Source organism: Kitasatospora sp. NPDC004669, assembly GCF_040609455.1.
In the GTDB taxonomy this organism is placed as follows: domain Bacteria; phylum Actinomycetota; class Actinomycetes; order Streptomycetales; family Streptomycetaceae; genus Kitasatospora.
This window is the reverse complement of sequence record NZ_JBEXKB010000021.1, coordinates 96,196-115,230: the sequence shown is the minus strand read 5'-3', so window position 1 is coordinate 115,230 and position 19,035 is coordinate 96,196. Positions and strand designations below refer to the sequence as shown.

The following is a 19,035-nucleotide window of genomic DNA, read 5'->3' as shown; positions in this document are numbered from 1 at the left end:
CAGCGCGGTGCGCTGCGGGCCCGGCACACCGGGTGGTGGCCCGGCCACCTGGGGTCAGATGCTCGCGGCCAGCTCGGTGCCCTGCTTGATCGCCCGCTTGGCGTCCAACTCGGCGGCCACGTCGGCGCCGCCGATCAGGTGCGCCGCCACGCCGCGCTCGCGCAGCGCCTCGTACAGGTCGCGGCGCGGCTCCTGGCCGGTGCAGAGCACCACGGTGTCCACGGGCAGGAGTTGACGCTCGCCGTCGACGGTGAAGTGCAGCCCGGCGTCGTCGATCAGGTCGTAGCTCGCACCGGCGACCATGGCGACGCCGCGGTGCTTGAGCTCGGTGCGGTGGATCCAACCGGTGGTCTTGCCGAGCCCGGCGCCGACCTTGCTGGTCTTGCGCTGCAGCAGGTGGACGCTGCGCGGGGGCTTGGGCCGCTCGGGGGTGCGGAGTCCGCCGCGCTCGCGGTACTCCGGGTCGATGCCCCACTTGGCCTGGAACACCGGCGGGTTGAGGCTGGCCTCGTCGCCCTGGTCGGTGAGGAACTCGGCCACGTCGAAGCCGATCCCGCCCGCACCGAGGATGGCGACCCGCTCGCCGACGGCGGCGCCGTCGCGCAGCACGTCCAGGTAGCCGAGCACGCTGGGGTGGTCGATTCCCGGGATGTCGACGGGAGTTCGGGGCGTGACGCCGGTCGCGAGGACGATCTCCTCGAAGCCCTCGGCGGCGAGCCGCTCGGCGGTCACGACGGCGCCGAGGCGCTGGGTGACGGCCAACTCGGCCAGCCGGGTGCGGTAGTAGCGCAGCGTCTCGTTGAACTCCTCCTTGCCGGGGATGCGGCGGGCGATGTTCAGCTGCCCGCCGACGGCCTCGGCGGCGTCGAACAGGGTGACGTCGTGGCCGCGCTCGGCGGCGGAGACGGCGAAGGCGAGCCCGGCCGGTCCGGCTCCGACGACGCCGATGCGCTTGCGCGACTTGGTGGCGGAGAGCACGAGTTCGGTCTCGTGGCAGGCGCGGGGGTTCACCAGGCAGGAGGTGATCTGGAGGCTGAAGGTGTGGTCCAGGCAGGCCTGGTTGCAGCCGATGCAGGTGTTGATGGCGTCGGCGCGGTCGTCACGCGCCTTGGCGACGAAGTCGGCGTCGGCGAGCAGCGGGCGGGCCATCGAGACCAGGTCGGCGTAGCCGTCGGCGAGCAACTGCTCGCCGATCTCCGGGGTGTTGATGCGGTTGGTGGTGACCAGCGGGATGCCGACCTTGCCCATCACCCGCTTGGTGACCCAGGCGAAGGCGCCGCGCGGCACGGAGGTGGCGATGGTGGGGATGCGGGCCTCGTGCCAGCCGATGCCGGTGTTGATGACGGTCGCGCCGGCGGCCTCGACGGCCTGGGCGAGCTGGACCACCTCGTCGAGGGTGGAGCCGCCGGGCACCAGGTCGAGCATGGAGAGCCGGTAGACGATGATGAAGTCCTCGCCGACCCGCTCGCGGACCCGGCGGACGATCTCCACCGGGAAGCGCATCCGGCGCTCGTACGGGCCGCCCCACTCGTCCTCGCGGCGGTTGGTGGCGGCGACGATGAACTCGTTGATCAGGTAGCCCTCGGAGCCCATGATCTCGACGCCGTCGTAGCCGGCCCGCCGGGCGAGTTCGGCGCAGCGGGCGAAGTCCTCGACGGTCTGCTCGACCTGCTCGGCGGTGAGCTCGTTGGGGACGAAGGGGCTGATCGGGGCCTGCAGGGCGCTGGGGGCGACCAGGTCGCGGTGGTAGGCGTAGCGGCCGAAGTGCAGGATCTGCAGGGCTATCTTCCCGCCGGCGGCGTGCACGGCGTCGGTGACCACCCGGTGCTTGTCGGCCTCCTCCTCGGTGGTCAGCATCGCGCCGCCCTCCCAGGGGCGCCCGGCCTCGTTGGGGGCGATGCCGCCGGTGACGATCAGGCCGACGCCGCCGCGGGCGCGCTCGGCGTAGAAGGCGGCCATCCGCTCGTAGCCGCCGGGGGCCTCCTCCAGGCCGACGTGCATCGAACCCATGATCACGCGGTTGGGCAGGGTGGTGAAGCCGAGGTCGAGCGGGCTGAGCAGGTGCGGGTAGCGGCTGCTGCCGGGCGTGGAGCTCATCGACGTCTCCTGAAGGGGCGGCCAGTGGGGATTGTTACCGCAGGGTAGGGGACGGTCGAGGTGCTATGCAACTAGTTGCATAGCCAGGCGCGGGGAAAGCACGGGAGGAAGCGCGGGAGGAGCCGTACCGCCCCCGCGCCCCCGCCGGGCGGCGTATCGTCGTGTCCGACGTCGCGGGACTCGTGAGAGGGGGCGACCGTGCGGGGTGGCTCGGTGGCCGTGGTCGGGGGCAGCATCGCCGGAAGCGCGTTCGCCGGCGCCGCCGCCCGGCTGGGCGCGGAACGGGTCGTGGTGCTGGAGCGCAGCCCCGGTCGGCTGGAGGACCGCGGCCTGGGAATCTGCACCCACAACGACCGCTTCGCCGAACTGGTCGACGCCGGACACCTCGCCCCGGACACCCGCCGCCACCGTCTCACCGTGCGCAGTTGGGTCACCCGGGAGCCGGCCGGCGGGGGCGACGGCCCGGACGGGCGCGGGCGGCTGCTCTGGGCCCAGCCGTTCCCGTTCCACTCCCACCACTGGGCCGTGCTCTGGCAGGCCCTGCGGGAACGGACACCCGACACGGTGGAGTACCGGCTGGACACCACCGTCGCGGCGGTCGGCGGCGACCACGGCGGCGGGTGGGTCGAATCGGCGGACGGCACCCGTACGCCGTACGACCTGGTGATCGGTGCGGACGGTTACCGGTCGGTGGTCCGCGCCGCGGTCTGCCCGCAGGCCGTGCCCGAATACGCCGGGTACGTGTGCTGGCGCGGCAGCTACGACTCCGCGCTGCTGGCCGAACTGCCCGGCGGGGCCTCGGTCTGGCCCGAGGAGGAGTGCATCACCGTCTGCTACCGCGGCGGCCAGGTCGTGATCTACCGCATCCCCGGACTCGCCCCCGGGAGCACACAGGTGAACTGGGTCTTCTACACGCCCACCCCGGACTGGCTGCGTCTGGACGGCCCGACCGCCGTCGCGGCGGGCTCCCTCACCGACGGACAGCTGGACGGGCTCCGGCGGTTCGCACGGCGGCACCTGCCTCCGTACTGGGCCGGCGTGGTCGCGCTGACTCCGCGCGAACGGACCCTGCTGCAGCCCGTCTACGACCTTGCGACCCCGCGCCGTACGGCCGGCCGGCTGCTCATCGGCGGGGACGCGGCGACCATCGTCCGCCCGCACAACACCAGCGGCGCGGTGAAGGCGCTGCAGGACGCGCACGCCTTCGAGCAGGCCGGGCGACGGCTCGACGACGGGTCCTGGTCGTCCCTGCCGGCCGAGTACGACCGTGAAACCAGCGCGGCCGGGCTGGCGTTGGTGGACCTGGGCCGCACGCTCGGCCGGGCACAGGTCACCGAGGCCCCGGACTGGTCGACCATGGACGAGCCGGCGATGACCGCCTGGTGGCGGGAACAGCTCACCGGCAGCGGGGGTTTCGGCGGCCACGCGCTCGGACGGACCGACTGAGCCGGTCCACCCGGGCGGACCGGCTCGGCCGACCGGGCCGGACGACCGCCGAACCCCCTCAGACCACTGCGTGGATCAGACGTTCACGCCGTAGTCGGTGGCGATGCCGCGCAGGCCGGAGGCGTAGCCCTGGCCGATGGCGCGGAACTTCCACTCGGCGCCGTTGCGGTACAGCTCGCCGAAGACCATCGCGGTCTCGGTGGAGGCGTCCTCGCTCAGGTCGTAGCGGGCGATCTCCTGGCCGTTGGCCTGGTTGACGATCCGGATGAAGGCGTTGCGGACCTGGCCGAAGTTCTGCAGCCGGGCGTCGGCGTCGTAGATCGACACCGGGAAGACGACCTTGGCGACGTCCGCCGGCACCCGGGCCAGGTCGACCTTGATCTGCTCGTCGTCGCCGTCGCCGCCACCGGTCAGGTTGTCGCCGCTGTGCTCGACCGAACCCTCGGGGCTGCGCAGGTTGTTGAAGAAGACGAAGTGCTGGTCCGAAACCACCTTGCCGAGCGCGTTGCACAGCAGCGCACTGGCGTCCAGGTCGTAGTCGGCCCCGGTGGTGGTGCGCACGTCCCAGCCGAGACCGACGATCACGGCGCTCAGACCGGGCGCCTCCTTGCTCAGCGAGACGTTGCCGCCCTTGGCCAGCGAAACTCCCACAATGCCCTCCTCGGATCTCTCCCTGCGGACGAATCTACAACACTGTAGAGATCCCGAGAATCCGCCTGCGGGCGGGCCCACCCCGGGAATTTCTCAGGGACGCGAACCGGAACCGCGGCCCCACCCCACGTCGTCGATGATGATCCGCAGCGCCCCGGGCACAGTACCGGCCGGGGCGCCGGGCCCGCAGGGCCGACCTAGACTGGCCCTGGCCGCTCTGCTCGGGGTTCGCCTTGACGGGTTCGCCCCGAACCTGATGCGAGGCCCTCGCGGGAGGTTCCCATGCGCCAGCGGTACAGCTTTCACGTCGACCGGGCCGGGCACTCGATCACCGTCAACGTCCGCTCCGGCCGGATCACCGAGACCGAGCTGCTGGTGGACGGCAGGGAGTGCGCCTTCCATCGCGTCCACAGCCACGGCAGCTACCCGCTGACGCTCTCCGGCCAACTGCCCGGGGAGCCGCCGCAGCCACTCGTGGTGACGCTCGACCGTACGGGCCGGGCCGAGCACCCGCTGGCCTGCGTGCTGGCGGTCGCGGGCGCCGAGCAGCCGGTGCCGGAGCGTACGGCGCGCTGAAACCGCCCGCGGGAGTGGTTTGCGGACGAATCGCGCGAAAACCTACAATCGTCCGTCCGGCTCCACCCCTCCCCGCCCGAAGGCCTCCGCATGACCTCCCCCACTTCCCCCACCACCCCCGACGCCTTCGACGAGCTGCTGCGCGACGTGATGGCCGACGCCGAGCGCTTCGGCCACCGCCAGCACGTCCGGCTCACCTGGCTCGCCGTGCGCCGCCACGGCGCCACCGCCGCACTCGACCTGGTCGGCGAGGGCATCCGGCGCACCGCCACCAAGGCCGGGGCGCCGCAGAAGTTCCACGTCACCATGACCCGGGCCTGGGTCGAGCTGGTGGCCCACCACGCCGAGGGCGCGGCCGACTTCGAGGAGTTCGCCGCCCGCCACCCCGAGCTGCTCGACCGAAACCTGCTCAGCCGCCACTACCGGGCCGAGACCCTGGCCGACGAGCGGGCCCGCACCGCCTGGGTCGAGCCGGACCTCGCCCCCTTCCCCTGGACGCGCTGACCTCCCACCGCCCCTCGCCGCCCCTCGCCGAAAGCCGTCCGAAGAGCGCGCCGAAACGCACCGAAATCCCGCACGGCTACTTTGCTAGCAAGCTAAGCTGCTAGCATCGTCCCCGTGGGAGACGACGATGTGAAGCAGTTCAACGTGTACCTGCCGATCGGCCTGATCAAGCAGGTCAAGTTCCGCGCCATCGAGGAGGAGCTGTCGCTCTCGGCGCTGGTCGCCGCGGCGCTGCGCGCCTACCTCGATGTCCCCACCGCCCAGCACGAGCAACCGATCGACGAAATCGACGAATCCGTCCAGGAGGACTGAGATGACGACCGAAGGCATCGAAGCCGTGTTCATCGAGACCCACAACTGGGGCAAGTCCGCGAAGTTCTTCCAGAGTCTCGGCTACCAGCTGGAGTTCGAGACCGACCACAACTCCGGCCGGCTGCGCAACGGTGACGGACCGACCGTGTTCATCGCGGAGGTCCCCGCGGACCGGGAGACGCCGCTCCAGCTGGTGCTGAAGGTCGCCGACGCCGACGCCTTCCAGCCCGGCGAGGGCATGGAGGTGGTGACCCCGTTCGAGGACACCCACTTCGGGACCAGGCTGATGACCGTCCGCGACCCCGACGGGCGACTCTGGAACCTGCAGGCACCGGCCAAGGCCCAGTCGTAACGGTCCTCTTCTGAGGACAACTGCCCGGCCGGTACGGCGAATCCGCCGTACCGGCCGTCGGTGTCACTACCGCACTACCGCTCCGGAGCGACCTCGGCGACGATCTCCTCGACCGTCTTCCGGGCCCGCTCGGCGTCCCCCGCCACCAGCCCGATCCGGGTCCGGCGGTCGAGCACATCGGCCACGTCCAGCGCGCCCTCATGGGTGACCGCGTACGCGATCTCGGCGCGAGTCACGTCGAGTCCCTCCGCCACCGGCGCCAGCTCCCCCGCCGCCAGCACCTCGCGGGCCGCACCGCCGTGGCGGGCGAGCAGCGAGGCGGGCACTCCCTGGACGGGCAGCGGGCGGCTGTCGCGGTGGCCGGGGGCGCCGACCAGCGGGAGGCGGGCCGTCCAGCAGGTACGGGCGGGCAGGCCGTGCAGCCGGACGGCGGCGTCCACCGCGTCCTCGGCCATCCGCCGGTAGGTGGTGAGCTTGCCGCCGACCACGGTGACCACCCCGGACGGGGACTCCAGCACCGCGTGCTCCCGGGAGATGTCGGCGGTGTTCCCGCCCCCGGTGTCGATCAGCGGGCGCAGCCCGGCGTAGGCGCCACGCACGTCCGCCCTGGTCAGCTCGGTGGCGAGGGCGGCGTTGACGGTGTCGAGGAGGAAGGTCAGCTCGGACTCGGTGGGCTGCGGCTCGTCCGGGACCGGGCCCGGGGCGTCCTCGTCGGTCAGACCGATCGCCACCCGGCCGAGCTGCTGCGGCAGGGCGAAGACGAAGCGGCTGGTGGAGCCGGGCACCGGCACGGTGAGCGCGGCGGCCGGGAACCCCAGGGTCGCGGCGTCGACCAGCAGGTGGGTGCCGCGGCTGGGCCGCAGCTTGATCGAGGTGTCCACCTCGCCCGCCCAGACACCGGTGGCGTTGATGACCGCGCCCGCGGTGACGGTCAGCTCCTGGCCGGTCAGCGTGTCCACCAGCCGCGCCGAGGTTCCGGTGACGGACTCGGCCCGCACCCGGGTCAGCACGCTCGCCCCGTACTGCGCGGCGGTGCGCGCCAGGGCGACCACCAGTCGTGCGTCGTCGACGAGTTGGCCGTCGTGCGCGACCAGCGCGCCGCGCAGTCCCGCGGTCCGCACGCCGGGCACCAGCTGGCGGGTGCGGGCGGCGTCGACCCGGCGGACCCGGGGCAGCAGGGCGCCCGGCGTCCCGGCGCTGAGCCGCAGCGCGTCCCCGGCGTGGAAGCCCGCGCGGATCAGCGCGCTCTGGCCGGGACGCAGCAGGTCCGGGAGCAGCGGCACCAGTTGGGGCAGGGCGCGGACCAGGTGCGGGGCGGTGCGGGTCATCAGCACGCCACGCTCGACCGCGCTCTCCCGGGCCACCTTGATCCGGCCGGAGGCGAGGTAGCGCAGGCCGCCGTGCACCAGCTTGGAGCTCCAGCGGCTCGTACCGAAGGCGAGGTCGCGGGACTCGACCAGCACGGTGCGCAGGCCGCGCGAGGCGGCGTCCAGGGCCGCCCCGGCCCCGGTGACGCCGGCGCCGATCACCAGCAGGTCGATGTGCGGGTCGTCGGCGAGCGCGTGGAGCTCGAACGTCCGGCGGGCGGCGTTGAGTCGGCTGGTTCCGGCGAAGGGACCGGTGGATGGACCGGCGGTGGGCGTCAAGGCGCGAGGTATCCGTTCAGTGCTCTGGCCAGTTCGCGCCGCCAGGCCGCCTCGGTCAACAGGGAGGCGACCATGCGGTGCGACTGGACGGTGGACTGGGCGATCAGCAGGACCATGGCCGCCAGTTCGGTCGACTCCCCGGCCCGGATCGAGCCGCCGGCCTGCCCCTGTTCGATGCCGGTGCGCAGGGCCTCCAGCAGGCCGCGCTGGCTGGTGCCGAGCCGTTCCACCACGTACTGGAGCAGCAGGTCGTCGTCGGAGTGGAGCAGCGCGCCGAGCACCGGGTGGTCGCGCAGCCGGACGGCGACCTCGACCACCCGGTCCACGAAGACCTCCCGGCCGTGGACGTCCAACGCGGTGCCCTCAAGGGTGGCCAGGATCTCCCGGGTCAGGAGCGCCCCGATCACCGCCCGGACGTCCGGCCAGCGCCGGTAGACGGTCGGCCGGCTGACCCCGGCGCGGCGGGCGATCTCCGCCAGCTGGGTCCGGCGGACGCCGAGGTGGACGATCAGGTCGGCGGCGGCGTCCAGGATCGTGTCGTCGGTGCTGCGCGGTTGCTCGGCGGCGCTGTTCGCGACGCCACTGCTGCTCCCGACACGGTGGTTCCCGGCGCTGCGGGGCTGCTCGGCTGCTGCCGTCGGCTCGACGTTACTACTTGACATGATGTGTGAAACTGTAACGCATGGCACCTGAGACGCAAGCGGGACCGGCGAACGCCGCGCTGCCGCTCCCCCCGATGAAGTGGAACGCCTGGGGCGACCCGGCCCTCGCCAAGGAGCTGTCCGCCGACATCAAGGGACTGCTCGTCGCCGCCCTCGGTGTCACCGGCGACGCCGCCCCCGGGCCGAGCGCCGAGGAGGTCCTGCTGCGTCCCTCCCGGATCACCGCCGAAGACCTCAAGGCGCTGGCCGCCGCCGTCGGCGAGGCGCACATCAGCGCCGCCGACGCCGACCGCCTGCCGCGCGCCGGCGGCAAGTCCACCCCTGACCTGCTGCGCCGCCGCAGCCGCGAGCCGCAGGACGCGCCCGACGCCGTGGTCGTGCCCGGCAGCGAGCAGGAGATCGCCGCCGTCCTGGCCGTCTGCGCCGAGCACCGGATCGCCGTCGTCCCGTTCGGCGGCGGCACCAGCGTGGTCGGCGGCCTCGACCCCGAGCGCGGCGGCCTCCAGGCCGTCGTCTCGCTCGACCTGCGCCGCTTCGACCAGCTGCTCGACCTGGACGAGACCTCCGGCGAGGCCGTCCTCGGCGCCGGCCTGACCGGCCCGGCGGCGGAGGCACTGCTCGCCGAGCACGGCTGGGAACTCGGCCACTACCCGCAGAGCTTCCGCTTCGCCACCATCGGCGGCTTCGCGGCCACCCGCTCCTCCGGCCAGGACTCCGCCGGGTACGGGCGCTTCGACGAGATGGTTCGCGGCCTTCGCGTGGTCACCCCCGCCGGGGTGCTGGACCTCGGCCGCGCCCCCGCCTCGGCCGCCGGCCCCGACCTGCGCCAGCTCTTCCTCGGCTCCGAGGGCACCCTCGGCGTCATCACCGCCGTCCGGCTGCGCGTCCACCCGCTGCCCGCCGTCAAGGCGTACGAGGCGTGGAGCTTCCCCGACTTCGCCACCGGTACGGCCGCGCTGCGCGCCGTCGAGCAGCAGGGCACCGGCCCGACCGTGATCCGGCTCTCCGACGAGGCCGAAACCATGATCAACCTCGCCATGACCGAGCAGATCGGCGGCGCCCCGGCGGTCAGCGGTTGCCTGGCCGTCACCGTCTTCGAGGGCAGCGCCGAGCAGGTCGCCGCCCGGCACGACCTCACCCGCGAGGTCCTCCTCGCCGCCGGCGGCACCTCGCTCGGCGAGGAGCCCGCCCGGGCCTGGGAGCACGGCCGGTTCAACGCCCCCTACCTGCGCGACTCCCTGCTCAACGCGGGCGCTCTGTGCGAGACCCTGGAGACCGCGGCCGGCTGGAGCGCACTGCCCCACCTCCGGACGGCCGTCACCGAGGCGCTGACCGGCGCCCTGCCCGGCGCGCTGGTGCTCTGCCACATCTCGCACGTCTACCCGACCGGCGCCTCGCTGTACTTCACCGTCGTCTCCGCCCTGGGCGAGGACCCGCTCAGCCGCTGGGGCGTCGCCAAGCGCGCCGCCGGGGACGCCATCCTCGGCGCGGGCGGCACCATCAGCCACCACCACGCGGTCGGCGCCGACCACCGGCCCTGGATGACCGAGGAGATCGGCGACCTCGGCGTGCGCATCCTGCGCGCCGTCAAGGCCGAACTCGACCCGGCGGGCATCCTCAACCCCGGCAAGCTGATCCCATGACCGGCATGAGAACCGTCCGCAGGGTCGCCGTTCTCACCAACCCGGCGGCGGGCATCGGCCACGCCGAACCCGCCGCCCACCGGGCCGTCGCCCGCCTGCGCGCCCTCGGAGTCGAGGTCGAACCGCAGGCCGGGCGCTCCGCCGAGGACGGCGTCCGCCTGGCCCGCGAGGCGGCGGCGGACGGCGTGGACGCGGTGGTCGTGGTCGGCGGCGACGGCATGATCAACCTCGCCCTCCAGGCCCTGGCCGGCACCACCGTCCCGCTCGGTGTGATACCGGCCGGCACCGGCAACGACCACGCCCGCGAGTACGGCCTGCCGATCGCCGCCCCCGAGGCCGCCGCCGACGTCATCGCCGCCGGGCGGGTGCGCGGCATCGACCTCGGCCGGATCACCGGCCCGGACGGCGCCGTCCGCTGGTACGGCTCCGTCCTCGCCACCGGCTTCGACTCGCTGGTCAGCGACCGCGCCAACCGGCTGCGGTGGCCGCGCGGCCGGATGCGCTACAACCTGGCCATCCTCGCCGAGTTCGCCAACCTGCGCCCGCTGCCGTTCCGGATCACCCTCGCCGACGGCACCGTCATCGAACGCGACCTCACACTGGCCGCCGTCGGCAACACCCGCAGCTACGGCGGCGGCATGCTGATCTGCCCCTCCGCCCTCCCCGACGACGGCCTGCTCGACGTCACCCTGGTCGACGCCATGCCCCGGCTGCGGATCGCCCGCTTCTTCCCCACCATCTTCAAGGGCACCCACGTCAGCCACCCGGAGGTCACCACGCTGCGCACCGAATCCCTGCGGATCGAGTCCCCGGGCATCACCGCCTACGCCGACGGCGAGTTCATCACGGCCCTGCCGGTCGAGGTCACGGTGGAGCGCGAGGCCCTGCGACTGCTGGTGCCGTGAGCCGTGACGTCCCCCGGGCGGCCCACGCCGCCAGGGGGGACTCAGGCCCCGTCCGCGCGGGCCCGCCCCCTCCTGGCCGCCGCGATCACTGCCGCCGCACGCCGCACTGCACCTCCCGGGCGTTGCTCCGCGGCACCTGCTCCGGCTTCATCCGACGAGGCGGCGACGCCAGAGCAGCGGGCGTATCTCGATCGCGTCCGACGGGTCACCGCTCCAGACCGTCGGCAGCCCGACGGCCGCCAGGGCGGCGACCACCTCCTTGCCGACGGCCGTGGTGGTCTCCGACGACCCGTCGAAGCCGCCGTAGAGCAGGGTCAGGCCGTGCCCGGCGGCCGCGGACTCGGTGCACTGGGAGTGGAAGTAGACGAAGCCGCGCGCGTCCGGCTCCCCGGCCGCGCCGATCTCGGCCTGGCCGCAGGAGCGGCAACAGGTGAAGTGCTCCCGCGCGGTGATGCCGGTCTCCTCCAGGGCGGCGAAGGCACGGGCGAGGCGCTCCGGATCCGTCTCGCCGATCCAGCCGCTCTGCACGCCGACCCGCTCCAGCCACAGCCGGTCGGCGAGCTGCTCGGCCTGCGCCCGGGAGACCGGGCGTCGCTCCCCCGACACCAGGTACTCCTCCGCCTGCTCGGCGAGCCGGGCGCGGTCGGTGTAGCCGCAAGCCAGCGTCAGCCGCAGCTGATCCTCCAGCTCCCGCCGCTCGTCCGCCTCCAGCACCAGGGCAGGCACGGGCTCCGGCGGCCCGAAGTCGAGCGGTGCCCAGTCCAGGCCGTCACCCCAGCCCGGCTCCTGGCGCGCCCACCCCGTCATCGCCGCGACCACCGGCTCCGGCCCGTCCACCCGCACCTCGAAGTGCCGGGCGGCGGAACCGTCGCGGTGCTCCAGCGTGTAGTCGCCGCCGTCCTTGTGGCACATCTGGATGTACACGTCCGGCAGGTCCGGTATCCGCTGCACGACGAGGAAGGAGTCGGCCCCCGCGCCGATGCGCCGGACCAGCCCCGCCAGTTCCTCCGCGGTCATCCGAAGGTGCCGCGTGTCGTTCGTCTGCACCGTGATCGCCAGCATGCGGTCACCCTTGCACAGGCCACTGACACGATCGGCGCCGGCCCCTGACGGCTCAGGCCCGGTCCTCCCGCCGCAGACGGAACACCACATTGCGACCCCCCTCGGCGTCGTCGAAGTCCTCGGCCGGGTCGTGCGACATCCCGAGGCGCCGCATCACGGCCTGGGAGCGCAGGTTGGCGGCGGTGGTGAGGGCGAGGATCTCGGAGAGGTCGAGCGTGTCGAAGCCGTACGCGAGGACGGCGCGGGCCGCCTCCGTCGCGTAGCCGTGGCCCCAGGCGGAGCGCGCCAGACGCCAGCCGATCTCGACCCCGCCGACCAGGTCCTGCTCCTCGACGTCGTCCAGGCCGACGAAACCGACGAACTCGCCGCTCTCCCGCACCTCGACGGCCAGCCACCCGTACCCGCGCTTCTCGATCGCCACCTCGTACCGCGCCACCGAGGCGTCGCTCTGCTCGCGGGTGAGGGTGCCGCCGAGGTGCTCGCGGATCTCCGGGTCGGCGTTCATCGCGGCCCAGGGTGCGAGGTCGGCCTCCCGCCAGCGGCGGATCAGCAAGCGGTCGGTGCACAGTTCGTTCATGCCGCCAACCCAACGGCACCACGCCCGCCCGGGCAAGCGAAAAACGGGGTGCTTCGGAGACGGAGGCCGCGGCAGCCTACCGGCCGCCCGGAGCGCGATCCCGGCTCACAGCCGGATGCCGCCGAGCTGCCGGATCATGGTGAGGTCGTCGCGGATCGCCCAGCGCTCGGCGATCCGCCCTTCCCTCAGCCGGTACGCGAAGGCGACGTCCCGGGCGTAGTTCCCGCTGTGGGTGGGGAAGCCGAGGAAATCGCCGCCCGCCCAGTGGCCGGCCCGCAGGCCGAACTGGACGACCAGGTCGTCCTCGGCGACGGTGAGGCAGCTGCGCCAGTGGTCGTCCTCGAACTGCCCGGCCATCGTGGTCAGGTACTCCCGGGTGCCCACGAGGCCGGCCGGGCGGCCGGGGGCGAGGGCGTGGTTGACCAGGTCCGGAGTGCAGAGCTCGTCCAGGCGGGCGACGTCCCCGGCCCGGGCCAGGGCGTCGAAGCCGTCCACGATCTGCTTGTTGACCTCGGCGCTCATGACGTCCACCTCCCGCGGGGCAGCGGCCAAGGACTCCCCCGCTCTCGACGTTCCCACGGACGCCGCACGCCTTCCACCCGGGAGCGGCGGGCATTCCCGGGGGGGAATTGTCCGGCCGCCGCGCCGCTCCGAGGACGGGAGCACACAGTGCCCGACCGAACCCGTGAAGGAGCCGGCCATGACCACCGGTGCCCAGCAACTCGCCGACTGTTACGCCGCCTTGTGGACCGAGCCCGATGCCGGAGCACGACGGAAGGCGATCGAGCGACTTGGGTGCCCGCCGGCAACCCCCGCGACCTGATCGGATTCGCCCGCGGGGCCGAGGAGTCGGGCTTCTCCTCGCTGATCGTCGACGACTCCCCGCTCACCCCGCTCCCCGTCCTCACACGCCCCGCGTCGCGGTGACCCGCCCGGCCTCGATGGCCTCGACCAGCTCCGCGTGGTCGGCCGCCGTCCGGTCCGCGTACCGCATCGCGAAGTCGGCGACCGCCTCGGCGAAGGTGTCGGCACCACCCAGGTAGCCGGCGATGGCGAGGCGGTCGCCGGTGCGGGCGTGGGCCCGGGCGAGGGTGCGCCCGCACAGGTCGGCGTAGGCGCGCAGACCGGAGGGGGTCATCGAGTCGACCTCCACCGAGCCCTTCATGTCGCGCAGTTGGCGGCCGTAGAAGTGGCGCCCGGCCGGGCCGGCGGTCCAGCCGAGGAAGATGTCACTGGCGGCCTGCATCAGGTGCTGCCCGGTGACCACCCGGCGCCCGCCGTGGTGGGCGGTGATCTCGGCGTCCACCCGGGTGGGCGGCAGGTGGTCCTCGAGCACCGACCGGCCGGCCTCCTTGAGCTGCAGGAACAGCGGGTCACCGGTGTCCCTGCCCTCCAGCAGGAGGATGAAGCAGCGGGTGCCGACGCTGCCGACGCCGACCACCTTCATCGCCGCGTCCACGAACCGGTAGCGGTCCATCAGCACCCGGCGGTCCTCCGCCAGAGTGGCCCGGTAGTCGCTGAACACCTTGCCGATGTCGCGCAGTTCGGTCTTCTTCAGCGGCTCGATCAGCGGCGGCGAGCCGATGATCCGCCGCTGCCCGTCCCGCTCCTCGGTGAGCTTGCCGAAGGCCTGCAGGCTGGTGCGGCGCCGGGCGTGGGCGAGTTCGGCCTCGGTCCGTCGGCGCCGCTTGTCCTTGCCGACCAGCGGCAACAGGTCGGCGGCGTCGATCCGGCTGTACCAGACGTCGAGTTCACCCCTCCCGGCCAGCCGGCGCATCGCGGTGGCGTAGCTCTGGACGGCGGCGAGCGCGGCGTGCCGGGCGCGCTGGTCCCCCTGGCCGTTGTCCCGGCCGGCGACCGCGACGCTGGCGGCCAGGCGCTTGACGTCCCACTCGAAGGGCCCGGGGTAGGTCTCGTCGAAGTCGTTGACGTCGAAGAGCAGCGCGCGCTCCGGCGAGGCGTACACGCCGAAGTTCAACAGGTGTGCGTCGCCGCAGAGTTGGACGGTCAGGCCGGTGTTCGGGACGGCCGCGAGGTCGGCGGCCATCACGGCGGCGGCGCCGCGCAGGTAACTGAACGGGCTGTCGGCCATCCGCCCGTAGCGGATCGGCAGCAGCCGGGTGACCCGGTCGGCGCCCTGTGCCTCCAGCACACCGAGCGGGTCGGGCCGGTCGGCGGCCGGGATCCACCGGCCGTGGTCGGCGCGGGAGACGCGCTCACGGGCGGCCCGGCCGGTACGGCGGCGTTCGGCGGGGGTGGTCATGCGGCGGCTCCGTCCGTCACCAGGCAACCTTCAACGCGTACACCTCACCGCGACGCTAGGACACAAGCGCCGGAGGGCGCATGCCGCGCCCTCCGGCACTCGGCCGATCGGGTGAGGCCGACCGGTCACCCCACCGTGAAGTCGGCCATCATCGCCATGTCCTCGTGCTCCAGGTTGTGGCAGTGCATCATGTACGTCCCCGCGTAGTCGGTGAACCGCACCAGCACCTCCACCGCCTCGGCCGGGCGCAGGTCGACGGTGTCCTTCCAGCCCGCGTCCCACGGGCCCGGGTCCTTGCCGTTGCGCCCGATCACCTGGAAGTGGTCGAGGTGGAGGTGCACGGGGTGGTGCACGTCGGTGGAGAAGCGCCATCGTTCGACGCTGCCGAGCGCGGGGGTGGCGAGGCTGCGCCCGGGCTGGTACGGGTCGTCGTTGATGGTCCAGCCGTCGGAGCGGCTGCGGCGGAACCTGAAGTCGCGGGTGGTGACGGCCGCCGAGGCGTCCAACTCCTCCATCACGGACAGCTTGTCGGGCACCCGGGCGTCGTCGCTCACCGGCCGGGAGGAGACGTCGAAGCGCATCACCTCGGCGGTCCGCCCGCTGCCGAAGCGGTTGAGGAGGCGCACCTGGGTGCCGGGCGGGTAGCGGGAGAAGTCGACCACCACGTCGAAGCGTTCGGCCGGGGCGATCTCGATCCCGTCGTGGGCGACCGGGGCGGCGAGCAGCCCGCCGTCGGAGCCGATCTGGACCAGCGCGTCGCCGCCGGAGGGCTGCGGGTCGAGTTCGAGCCGGTAGAGCCGGGCGTTGGAGGCGTTGAGCAGCCGCAGCCGGTAGTGCGCGCGGTCGACGTCCAGGCGCGGCCAGGGGGCGCCGTTGACCAGGATGACGTCGCCGAGCACGCCGTTCATGTAGTCGTCGGTGACTCCGGGCACGGCGAGCGCGGCGTCGGTGGACGGGTAGCGGAAGGAGCCGTCTGCGGCGAAGGAGCGGTCGGCGAGCATCAGCGGCAGGTCGCGCTCGCCGCGCGGCAGCGGCAGGGCGCCCTCCTCGTCGTCGTGGACCAGGTGGAAGCCGGACAGGCCGCGCCAGACGCCGGGGCCGGTGAAGCCCATCCGGTGGTCGTGGTACCAGAGGGTGGCGGCGCGCTGCTTGCCCGGGTAGGTGTGGGTGCGCTCGCCGACCGTGTTGCGTCCCGCCGCGTGCCGCATCCCCGGCATGCCGTCCATGGTCCCCGGGGACATGGAACCCGGGGACACGGAACCCGGGGACATGGACGCGGCCGCGCCGGAGGACCCCACCGGCAGCAGCAGGTCCACCGGGTAGCCGTCGCTGTCCGCCGGGGTGTGCCCGCCGTGCAGGTGGACCACGGACGCCACCGGCAGCTCGTTGCGGTGCTTGATCACCGCCGCCCGCCCGGAGCGGGTGACCACGGTCGGCCCGGGGTAGCTGCCGCCGTACGTCCACGCCTCGGTCTTGACCCCGGGGAGGATCTCCAGCTCGGCGACCTTCTGGGTGATCTCGTAGTAATCGTTGGTGCCGTCGGTGCGCACCGGCTGGAGCACGGCCGGCACCGGCAGCGGCACCTGGAAGGCCTCCGGCAGGTCGAGTTCGCTGCTCAGCAGCCGGCCGGGGCGCCCCTCGGCGAGCAGCCAGGCCGCCGAGGGGACGGCGACGGCGGCCAGCGCACCCGCACCGAGCACCGAGGCGCCGATGCCAAGGAACCGGCGCCGGTTCACTTGCTCACCTCCACCGGCCCGCCGGGGCGCGGCAACCGTCCGCCGCCGTCCGCGCCGCCCTCGGGCAGGCCCGCTCGGGCCGGCAGCGGCAGCCGCCAGGCGCCGACCAGGCCGAACAGGACGCCGCTGACCAGCAGCACGCCGAGGGTGACGTGCACGCCCATCGCCCGGGCGTAGCCGGCCGCGATCTGGCCGACCACGGCGACGGCGAGCACGGCGGTGGTCCACAGCGGCCAGAGCGGGCCGCGACCGGGCCGCCGGACCAGCGCGGCCACCGCCAGCTGCAGCACCACCACGGTGCCGATCGTCATCGCGGTGCCCTCGTGGTCCTTGAGGGATTCGTAGGTGCCGTTCAGGAAGCTGCCGGCCAGCATGACCTGGAGCAGGGCCAGCAGCGCCAGCACGACAGTGGAGACCCGCAGCAGGATCAGCGGCCAGCGGGGTGCGGGAGCGGCAGGGGGACTACTCATGTCGGGCTACTCTCTGCTTCGGCGGGTCGGGCGGGGCGGGCGAGAGCGTAGCTGATCGGCCATCATGATCAGGTAAATCAAAGGTATTTGGCGGTTCCCACCACCCCTTTTGCGTCGGCTCCCCAGGGTTTGTCACCCGCCCGGGGCTGGGCTGTCCCCAGGGCCTGCCGCAAGACCGGCCCGTTACACGGGCTCGGCGGCGATCCCCCGGTAGGCGGCGCGCAGTTCGGCGAGCACGGGGTGGGCCGGGTCGAAGGCGGTGTCGTCCACGGCGGCGATCGGGCGCACACCGACGCCCGCGTTGACGGCGAAGGCCGCGTCGAACGCGTCCAGCCGGGTGGCGTGGACGGGCTCGCGGGACTGCGGGCCGTCGTACGCGCCGGCCAGCAGCGCCTCGGTGACGCCGCGCAGGCTGGGGCCCTCGGGCCAGACCAGGCGCTCCCCGGCCAGGAAGCCGATGTTCCAGGTGGCGCCCTCGGTCACCAGGCCGTCCTCGTCAGCGAGCAACGCGTCATCGTACCCGGCGAGTTGGGCCAGCCGACGCTGGTGCACCAGCCCGAACAGCCCGACGTGCTTCACCTCGGGCAGCTCCCGCCGGTACACCGTCGTACGCGCCCGCAGCGGGGCCGGTTCGGCCGTGGCGGCAGGGCGGGTGGTCACCAGCAGAGCGGGCGCGGCGGGGGCGGCGGGCCGCTCCAGGCCGAGGGCGGGGTCGTAGACCGTGACCCGGACGATCCCCGGCCCGCCGTCGGCGGGCAGCGCGGCGCGGATCCGCTCCCGGACCACCGCCCGGTCCAACTCGGCGCCGAACAGCGTCCGGCAGTCCCGGACCAGTCGCTCCAGGTGCAGCGTCAGACCGCGCACCCGGCCCGCCTCGACGCGCAGGGTCGTGAAGTGCCCGTAGTTGAGCAGCCCCAGGGCGGCGAGCCGCGCCGGGTCGGCGGGCGCGCCGTCGATCTCGATCTCAGCCATCCCCCGAGTCTGCCAGCTGCGGGGTCGCCCCCGGCGTCGGCACCGGACGGTTCGGGCCGGCGACCGCGCGGCCCGCCCTCGTCCGGGCGGCCCGCTCGAACTGCTCGATCTTGAACGCCAGCCCCTCCGGCTCCCCCGCGTCCGACCAGCGCCACGCCTCCGCCCACCACTGCGGCCCGCGCACCATCGGCCACCCCGCCAGCGCCAGGTACAGCGCCAGCGTCGAGCGCGCGTACTCGTGCACCCAGCCGTCACAGCCCCGGTAGTCGGCGGTCTCGTCCAGCCGCAGCCAACGCCCCTCCCGCCCGGCGGCCAGTATCGGCACCCACCCGCGCTGCCGGTCGGCGACCAGCAGGAGCAGCCGCCCACCCTCCTCCCGCACCCGGTGCAGCGGCAGTTGGGGCATCCGGGCCAGCGACAGCGACCGTTTCCAGCCCACCACCCACAGCCCCCGGCGCAGGTAGTAGCGGACCGCCGGCTGCCAGGTCCAGTGCGCCTCCAACCGGAAACCGGGCAGCCCCTCGGCGGTGGCCGCCGCGTACACCTCGTCCAGCGCGGCGGCCGCCAGCCCGCGACCGCGCGCCTCGGGCCGCACGTAGAGGGAACTGACGGCGAGTTGGCTCGGCCCCCTGGTCCAGTTGTCCACCGCGACGGTGCCGACGACCTCCGCGCGGTCGTCCCGGATCCAGTACCGCCGCCGGTACAGCTCCCCGCCGGGCCACTCCCGCCCGCTCTCCCCCAGCCGTTCGCGCCACCCGCGCTCGGCCCGCGCCGTCAGCGCGTCCGGGTCGACCGCCTCGCCCAGCTCGCCTTCCACCAGTGACGCCAAGTCCCACAGCGCGAACCGCCGCTCCTCCCCCTCCCCCGCCGCCCGCAGCCGTTCCCCCGCCGCCAACCGCCCCTGCGCCCGCTCCACCGCGGCATCCCACGACCTCACACGTGCCACGATAGCGGGCCGCCGGGCACGAACCGTAATCCGCCGAGCACCGGCCGTCAGGGCCCGCCGGGACCGGCAACGGCGGCCCGAGCGGCGCGCCGCAGAACCGGTGCGCCCGGCAGTGCGGCACCCGGCGGGTGAGCGGGAAGCGCAACGGATGGGCCCGCAGCGCGGCCCGGACGGCCACCAGCCACCGGCCGCGGGTCCCGGTCCGCCCGGTCACC

General features: G+C 73.7%; 20 protein-coding genes. 8 read left to right on the top strand and 12 right to left on the bottom strand.

The annotated features are described in order from the left end of the window. Window positions 1-54 precede the first annotated feature (54 nt). Window positions 55-2,097, bottom strand: coding sequence for an NADPH-dependent 2,4-dienoyl-CoA reductase (locus tag ABZW30_RS19725; RefSeq protein WP_355672406.1), 2,043 nt, complete (start codon window positions 2,095-2,097; stop codon window positions 55-57). Between the two features lie 213 nt (window positions 2,098-2,310). Between ABZW30_RS19725 and ABZW30_RS19720 the strand changes: the two genes are divergently transcribed. After that, the gene (locus ABZW30_RS19720) at window positions 2,311-3,543 is read left to right on the top strand and encodes a monooxygenase (RefSeq protein ID WP_355672405.1); all 1,233 of its coding nucleotides are present in this window, start codon (window positions 2,311-2,313) and stop codon (window positions 3,541-3,543) included. Window positions 3,544-3,618: 75 nt separating this feature from the next. Here the strand turns inward: ABZW30_RS19720 and ABZW30_RS19715 are convergent, their stop codons facing one another. Then, on the bottom strand, window positions 3,619-4,194 hold the full coding sequence (locus ABZW30_RS19715) for a TerD family protein (protein WP_355672404.1): 576 nt from the start codon (window positions 4,192-4,194) through the stop codon (window positions 3,619-3,621). A 282-nt stretch (window positions 4,195-4,476) separates the two neighbouring features. On the opposite strand from ABZW30_RS19715, the gene ABZW30_RS19710 reads away from it, so the two are divergent. From ABZW30_RS19710 to ABZW30_RS19695, 4 genes are all read left to right on the top strand, one after another. Continuing rightward, on the top strand, window positions 4,477-4,770 hold the full coding sequence (locus tag ABZW30_RS19710; protein ID WP_355672403.1) for a hypothetical protein: 294 nt from the start codon (window positions 4,477-4,479) through the stop codon (window positions 4,768-4,770). Between the two features lie 90 nt (window positions 4,771-4,860). After that, window positions 4,861-5,274 carry a hypothetical protein gene (locus tag ABZW30_RS19705; RefSeq protein WP_355672402.1) on the top strand — a complete coding sequence of 138 codons (414 nt, stop codon included), beginning with the start codon at window positions 4,861-4,863 and terminating at the stop codon, window positions 5,272-5,274. A gap of 114 nt (window positions 5,275-5,388) precedes the next feature. Continuing rightward, window positions 5,389-5,586 carry a CopG family transcriptional regulator gene (locus ABZW30_RS19700; RefSeq protein WP_355672401.1) on the top strand — a complete coding sequence of 66 codons (198 nt, stop codon included), beginning with the start codon at window positions 5,389-5,391 and terminating at the stop codon, window positions 5,584-5,586. A 1-nt stretch (window position 5,587) separates the two neighbouring features. Continuing rightward, window positions 5,588-5,938: a VOC family protein gene (locus ABZW30_RS19695; protein WP_355672400.1), complete on the top strand. Its 351-nt coding sequence runs from the start codon at window positions 5,588-5,590 to the stop codon at window positions 5,936-5,938. A gap of 74 nt (window positions 5,939-6,012) precedes the next feature. Here ABZW30_RS19695 and ABZW30_RS19690 read toward each other — a convergent pair whose 3' ends face one another. Both ABZW30_RS19690 and ABZW30_RS19685 read right to left on the bottom strand, forming a co-directional pair. Then, entirely contained in the window at window positions 6,013-7,584 is a 1,572-nt protein-coding gene (locus ABZW30_RS19690; protein WP_355672399.1) for a glycerol-3-phosphate dehydrogenase/oxidase, read from the bottom strand. After that, a complete protein-coding gene (locus tag ABZW30_RS19685) occupies window positions 7,581-8,246 on the bottom strand; it encodes a helix-turn-helix domain-containing protein (RefSeq protein WP_355672398.1) in 666 nt (221 codons plus the stop codon). The genes ABZW30_RS19690 and ABZW30_RS19685 overlap by 4 nt, the downstream gene beginning before the upstream one ends. Window positions 8,247-8,266: 20 nt before the next feature. On the opposite strand from ABZW30_RS19685, the gene ABZW30_RS19680 reads away from it, so the two are divergent. Beyond that, complete coding sequence (locus ABZW30_RS19680; RefSeq protein ID WP_355672397.1) at window positions 8,267-9,889, top strand: FAD-linked oxidase C-terminal domain-containing protein; 1,623 nt, start codon at window positions 8,267-8,269, stop codon at window positions 9,887-9,889. Then, window positions 9,886-10,794, top strand: coding sequence for a diacylglycerol kinase (locus ABZW30_RS19675; protein WP_355672396.1), 909 nt, complete (start codon window positions 9,886-9,888; stop codon window positions 10,792-10,794). Before ABZW30_RS19680 ends, ABZW30_RS19675 begins: the two co-directional genes overlap by 4 nt. Before the next feature lie 147 nt (window positions 10,795-10,941). Here the strand turns inward: ABZW30_RS19675 and ABZW30_RS19670 are convergent, their stop codons facing one another. The 3 genes from ABZW30_RS19670 to ABZW30_RS19660 all read right to left on the bottom strand — a co-directional run bounded on the left by ABZW30_RS19670 (window position 10,942) and on the right by ABZW30_RS19660 (window position 12,955). Continuing rightward, window positions 10,942-11,856 (bottom strand): hypothetical protein, encoded by a 915-nt coding sequence (locus ABZW30_RS19670; RefSeq protein WP_355672395.1) that lies wholly within the window; start codon window positions 11,854-11,856, stop codon window positions 10,942-10,944. 52 nt (window positions 11,857-11,908) lie between these two features. Beyond that, a complete protein-coding gene (locus ABZW30_RS19665; RefSeq protein WP_355672394.1) occupies window positions 11,909-12,433 on the bottom strand; it encodes a GNAT family N-acetyltransferase in 525 nt (174 codons plus the stop codon). A 105-nt stretch (window positions 12,434-12,538) separates the two neighbouring features. Continuing rightward, window positions 12,539-12,955, bottom strand: coding sequence for an ester cyclase (locus ABZW30_RS19660; protein WP_355672393.1), 417 nt, complete (start codon window positions 12,953-12,955; stop codon window positions 12,539-12,541). A 273-nt stretch (window positions 12,956-13,228) separates the two neighbouring features. Here ABZW30_RS19660 and ABZW30_RS19655 point away from each other — a divergent pair, with 273 nt between their 5' ends. Beyond that, window positions 13,229-13,360, top strand: coding sequence for a hypothetical protein (locus tag ABZW30_RS19655; RefSeq protein WP_355672392.1), 132 nt, complete (start codon window positions 13,229-13,231; stop codon window positions 13,358-13,360). Here the strand turns inward: ABZW30_RS19655 and ABZW30_RS19650 are convergent. The 5 genes from ABZW30_RS19650 to ABZW30_RS19630 all read right to left on the bottom strand — a co-directional run bounded on the left by ABZW30_RS19650 (window position 13,338) and on the right by ABZW30_RS19630 (window position 18,811). Further along, entirely contained in the window at window positions 13,338-14,696 is a 1,359-nt protein-coding gene (locus tag ABZW30_RS19650; RefSeq protein WP_355672391.1) for a DUF2252 domain-containing protein, read from the bottom strand. The two genes, ABZW30_RS19655 and ABZW30_RS19650, sit on opposite strands and share 23 nt — an antisense overlap. 125 nt (window positions 14,697-14,821) lie before the next feature. Continuing rightward, the gene (locus tag ABZW30_RS19645; protein WP_355672390.1) at window positions 14,822-16,432 is read right to left on the bottom strand and encodes a multicopper oxidase domain-containing protein; all 1,611 of its coding nucleotides are present in this window, start codon (window positions 16,430-16,432) and stop codon (window positions 14,822-14,824) included. Continuing rightward, window positions 16,429-16,902: a hypothetical protein gene (locus ABZW30_RS19640; RefSeq protein WP_355672389.1), complete on the bottom strand. Its 474-nt coding sequence runs from the start codon at window positions 16,900-16,902 to the stop codon at window positions 16,429-16,431. The genes ABZW30_RS19645 and ABZW30_RS19640 overlap by 4 nt, the downstream gene beginning before the upstream one ends. A gap of 183 nt (window positions 16,903-17,085) precedes the next feature. Further along, window positions 17,086-17,874, bottom strand: a complete 789-nt coding sequence (locus ABZW30_RS19635; RefSeq protein ID WP_355672388.1) for an aminotransferase class IV — start codon at window positions 17,872-17,874, stop codon at window positions 17,086-17,088. Then, a complete protein-coding gene (locus ABZW30_RS19630) occupies window positions 17,867-18,811 on the bottom strand; it encodes a GNAT family N-acetyltransferase (RefSeq protein WP_355672387.1) in 945 nt (314 codons plus the stop codon). Before ABZW30_RS19630 ends, ABZW30_RS19635 begins: the two co-directional genes overlap by 8 nt. Window positions 18,812-19,035 lie beyond the last annotated feature (224 nt).

Excerpts from the sequence above, each read along its gene's own strand:
- ABZW30_RS19725 (WP_355672406.1), bottom strand. The coding sequence starts at position 2,097 with ATGAGCTCCACGCCCGGCAGCAGCCGCTACCCGCACCTGCTCAGCCCG.
- ABZW30_RS19650 (WP_355672391.1), bottom strand. The coding sequence starts at position 14,696 with ATGACCACCCCCGCCGAACGCCGCCGTACCGGCCGGGCCGCCCGTGAG.
- ABZW30_RS19660 (WP_355672393.1), bottom strand. The coding sequence starts at position 12,955 with ATGAGCGCCGAGGTCAACAAGCAGATCGTGGACGGCTTCGACGCCCTG.
- ABZW30_RS19635 (WP_355672388.1), bottom strand. The coding sequence starts at position 17,874 with ATGGCTGAGATCGAGATCGACGGCGCGCCCGCCGACCCGGCGCGGCTC.
- ABZW30_RS19675 (WP_355672396.1), top strand. The coding sequence starts at position 9,886 with ATGACCGGCATGAGAACCGTCCGCAGGGTCGCCGTTCTCACCAACCCG.
- ABZW30_RS19705 (WP_355672402.1), top strand. The coding sequence starts at position 4,861 with ATGACCTCCCCCACTTCCCCCACCACCCCCGACGCCTTCGACGAGCTG.
- ABZW30_RS19665 (WP_355672394.1), bottom strand. The coding sequence starts at position 12,433 with ATGAACGAACTGTGCACCGACCGCTTGCTGATCCGCCGCTGGCGGGAG.
- ABZW30_RS19695 (WP_355672400.1), top strand. The coding sequence starts at position 5,588 with ATGACGACCGAAGGCATCGAAGCCGTGTTCATCGAGACCCACAACTGG.
- ABZW30_RS19670 (WP_355672395.1), bottom strand. The coding sequence starts at position 11,856 with ATGCTGGCGATCACGGTGCAGACGAACGACACGCGGCACCTTCGGATG.
- ABZW30_RS19640 (WP_355672389.1), bottom strand. The coding sequence starts at position 16,902 with ATGAGTAGTCCCCCTGCCGCTCCCGCACCCCGCTGGCCGCTGATCCTG.
- ABZW30_RS19680 (WP_355672397.1), top strand. The coding sequence starts at position 8,267 with ATGGCACCTGAGACGCAAGCGGGACCGGCGAACGCCGCGCTGCCGCTC.
- ABZW30_RS19685 (WP_355672398.1), bottom strand. The coding sequence starts at position 8,246 with ATGTCAAGTAGTAACGTCGAGCCGACGGCAGCAGCCGAGCAGCCCCGC.
- ABZW30_RS19710 (WP_355672403.1), top strand. The coding sequence starts at position 4,477 with ATGCGCCAGCGGTACAGCTTTCACGTCGACCGGGCCGGGCACTCGATC.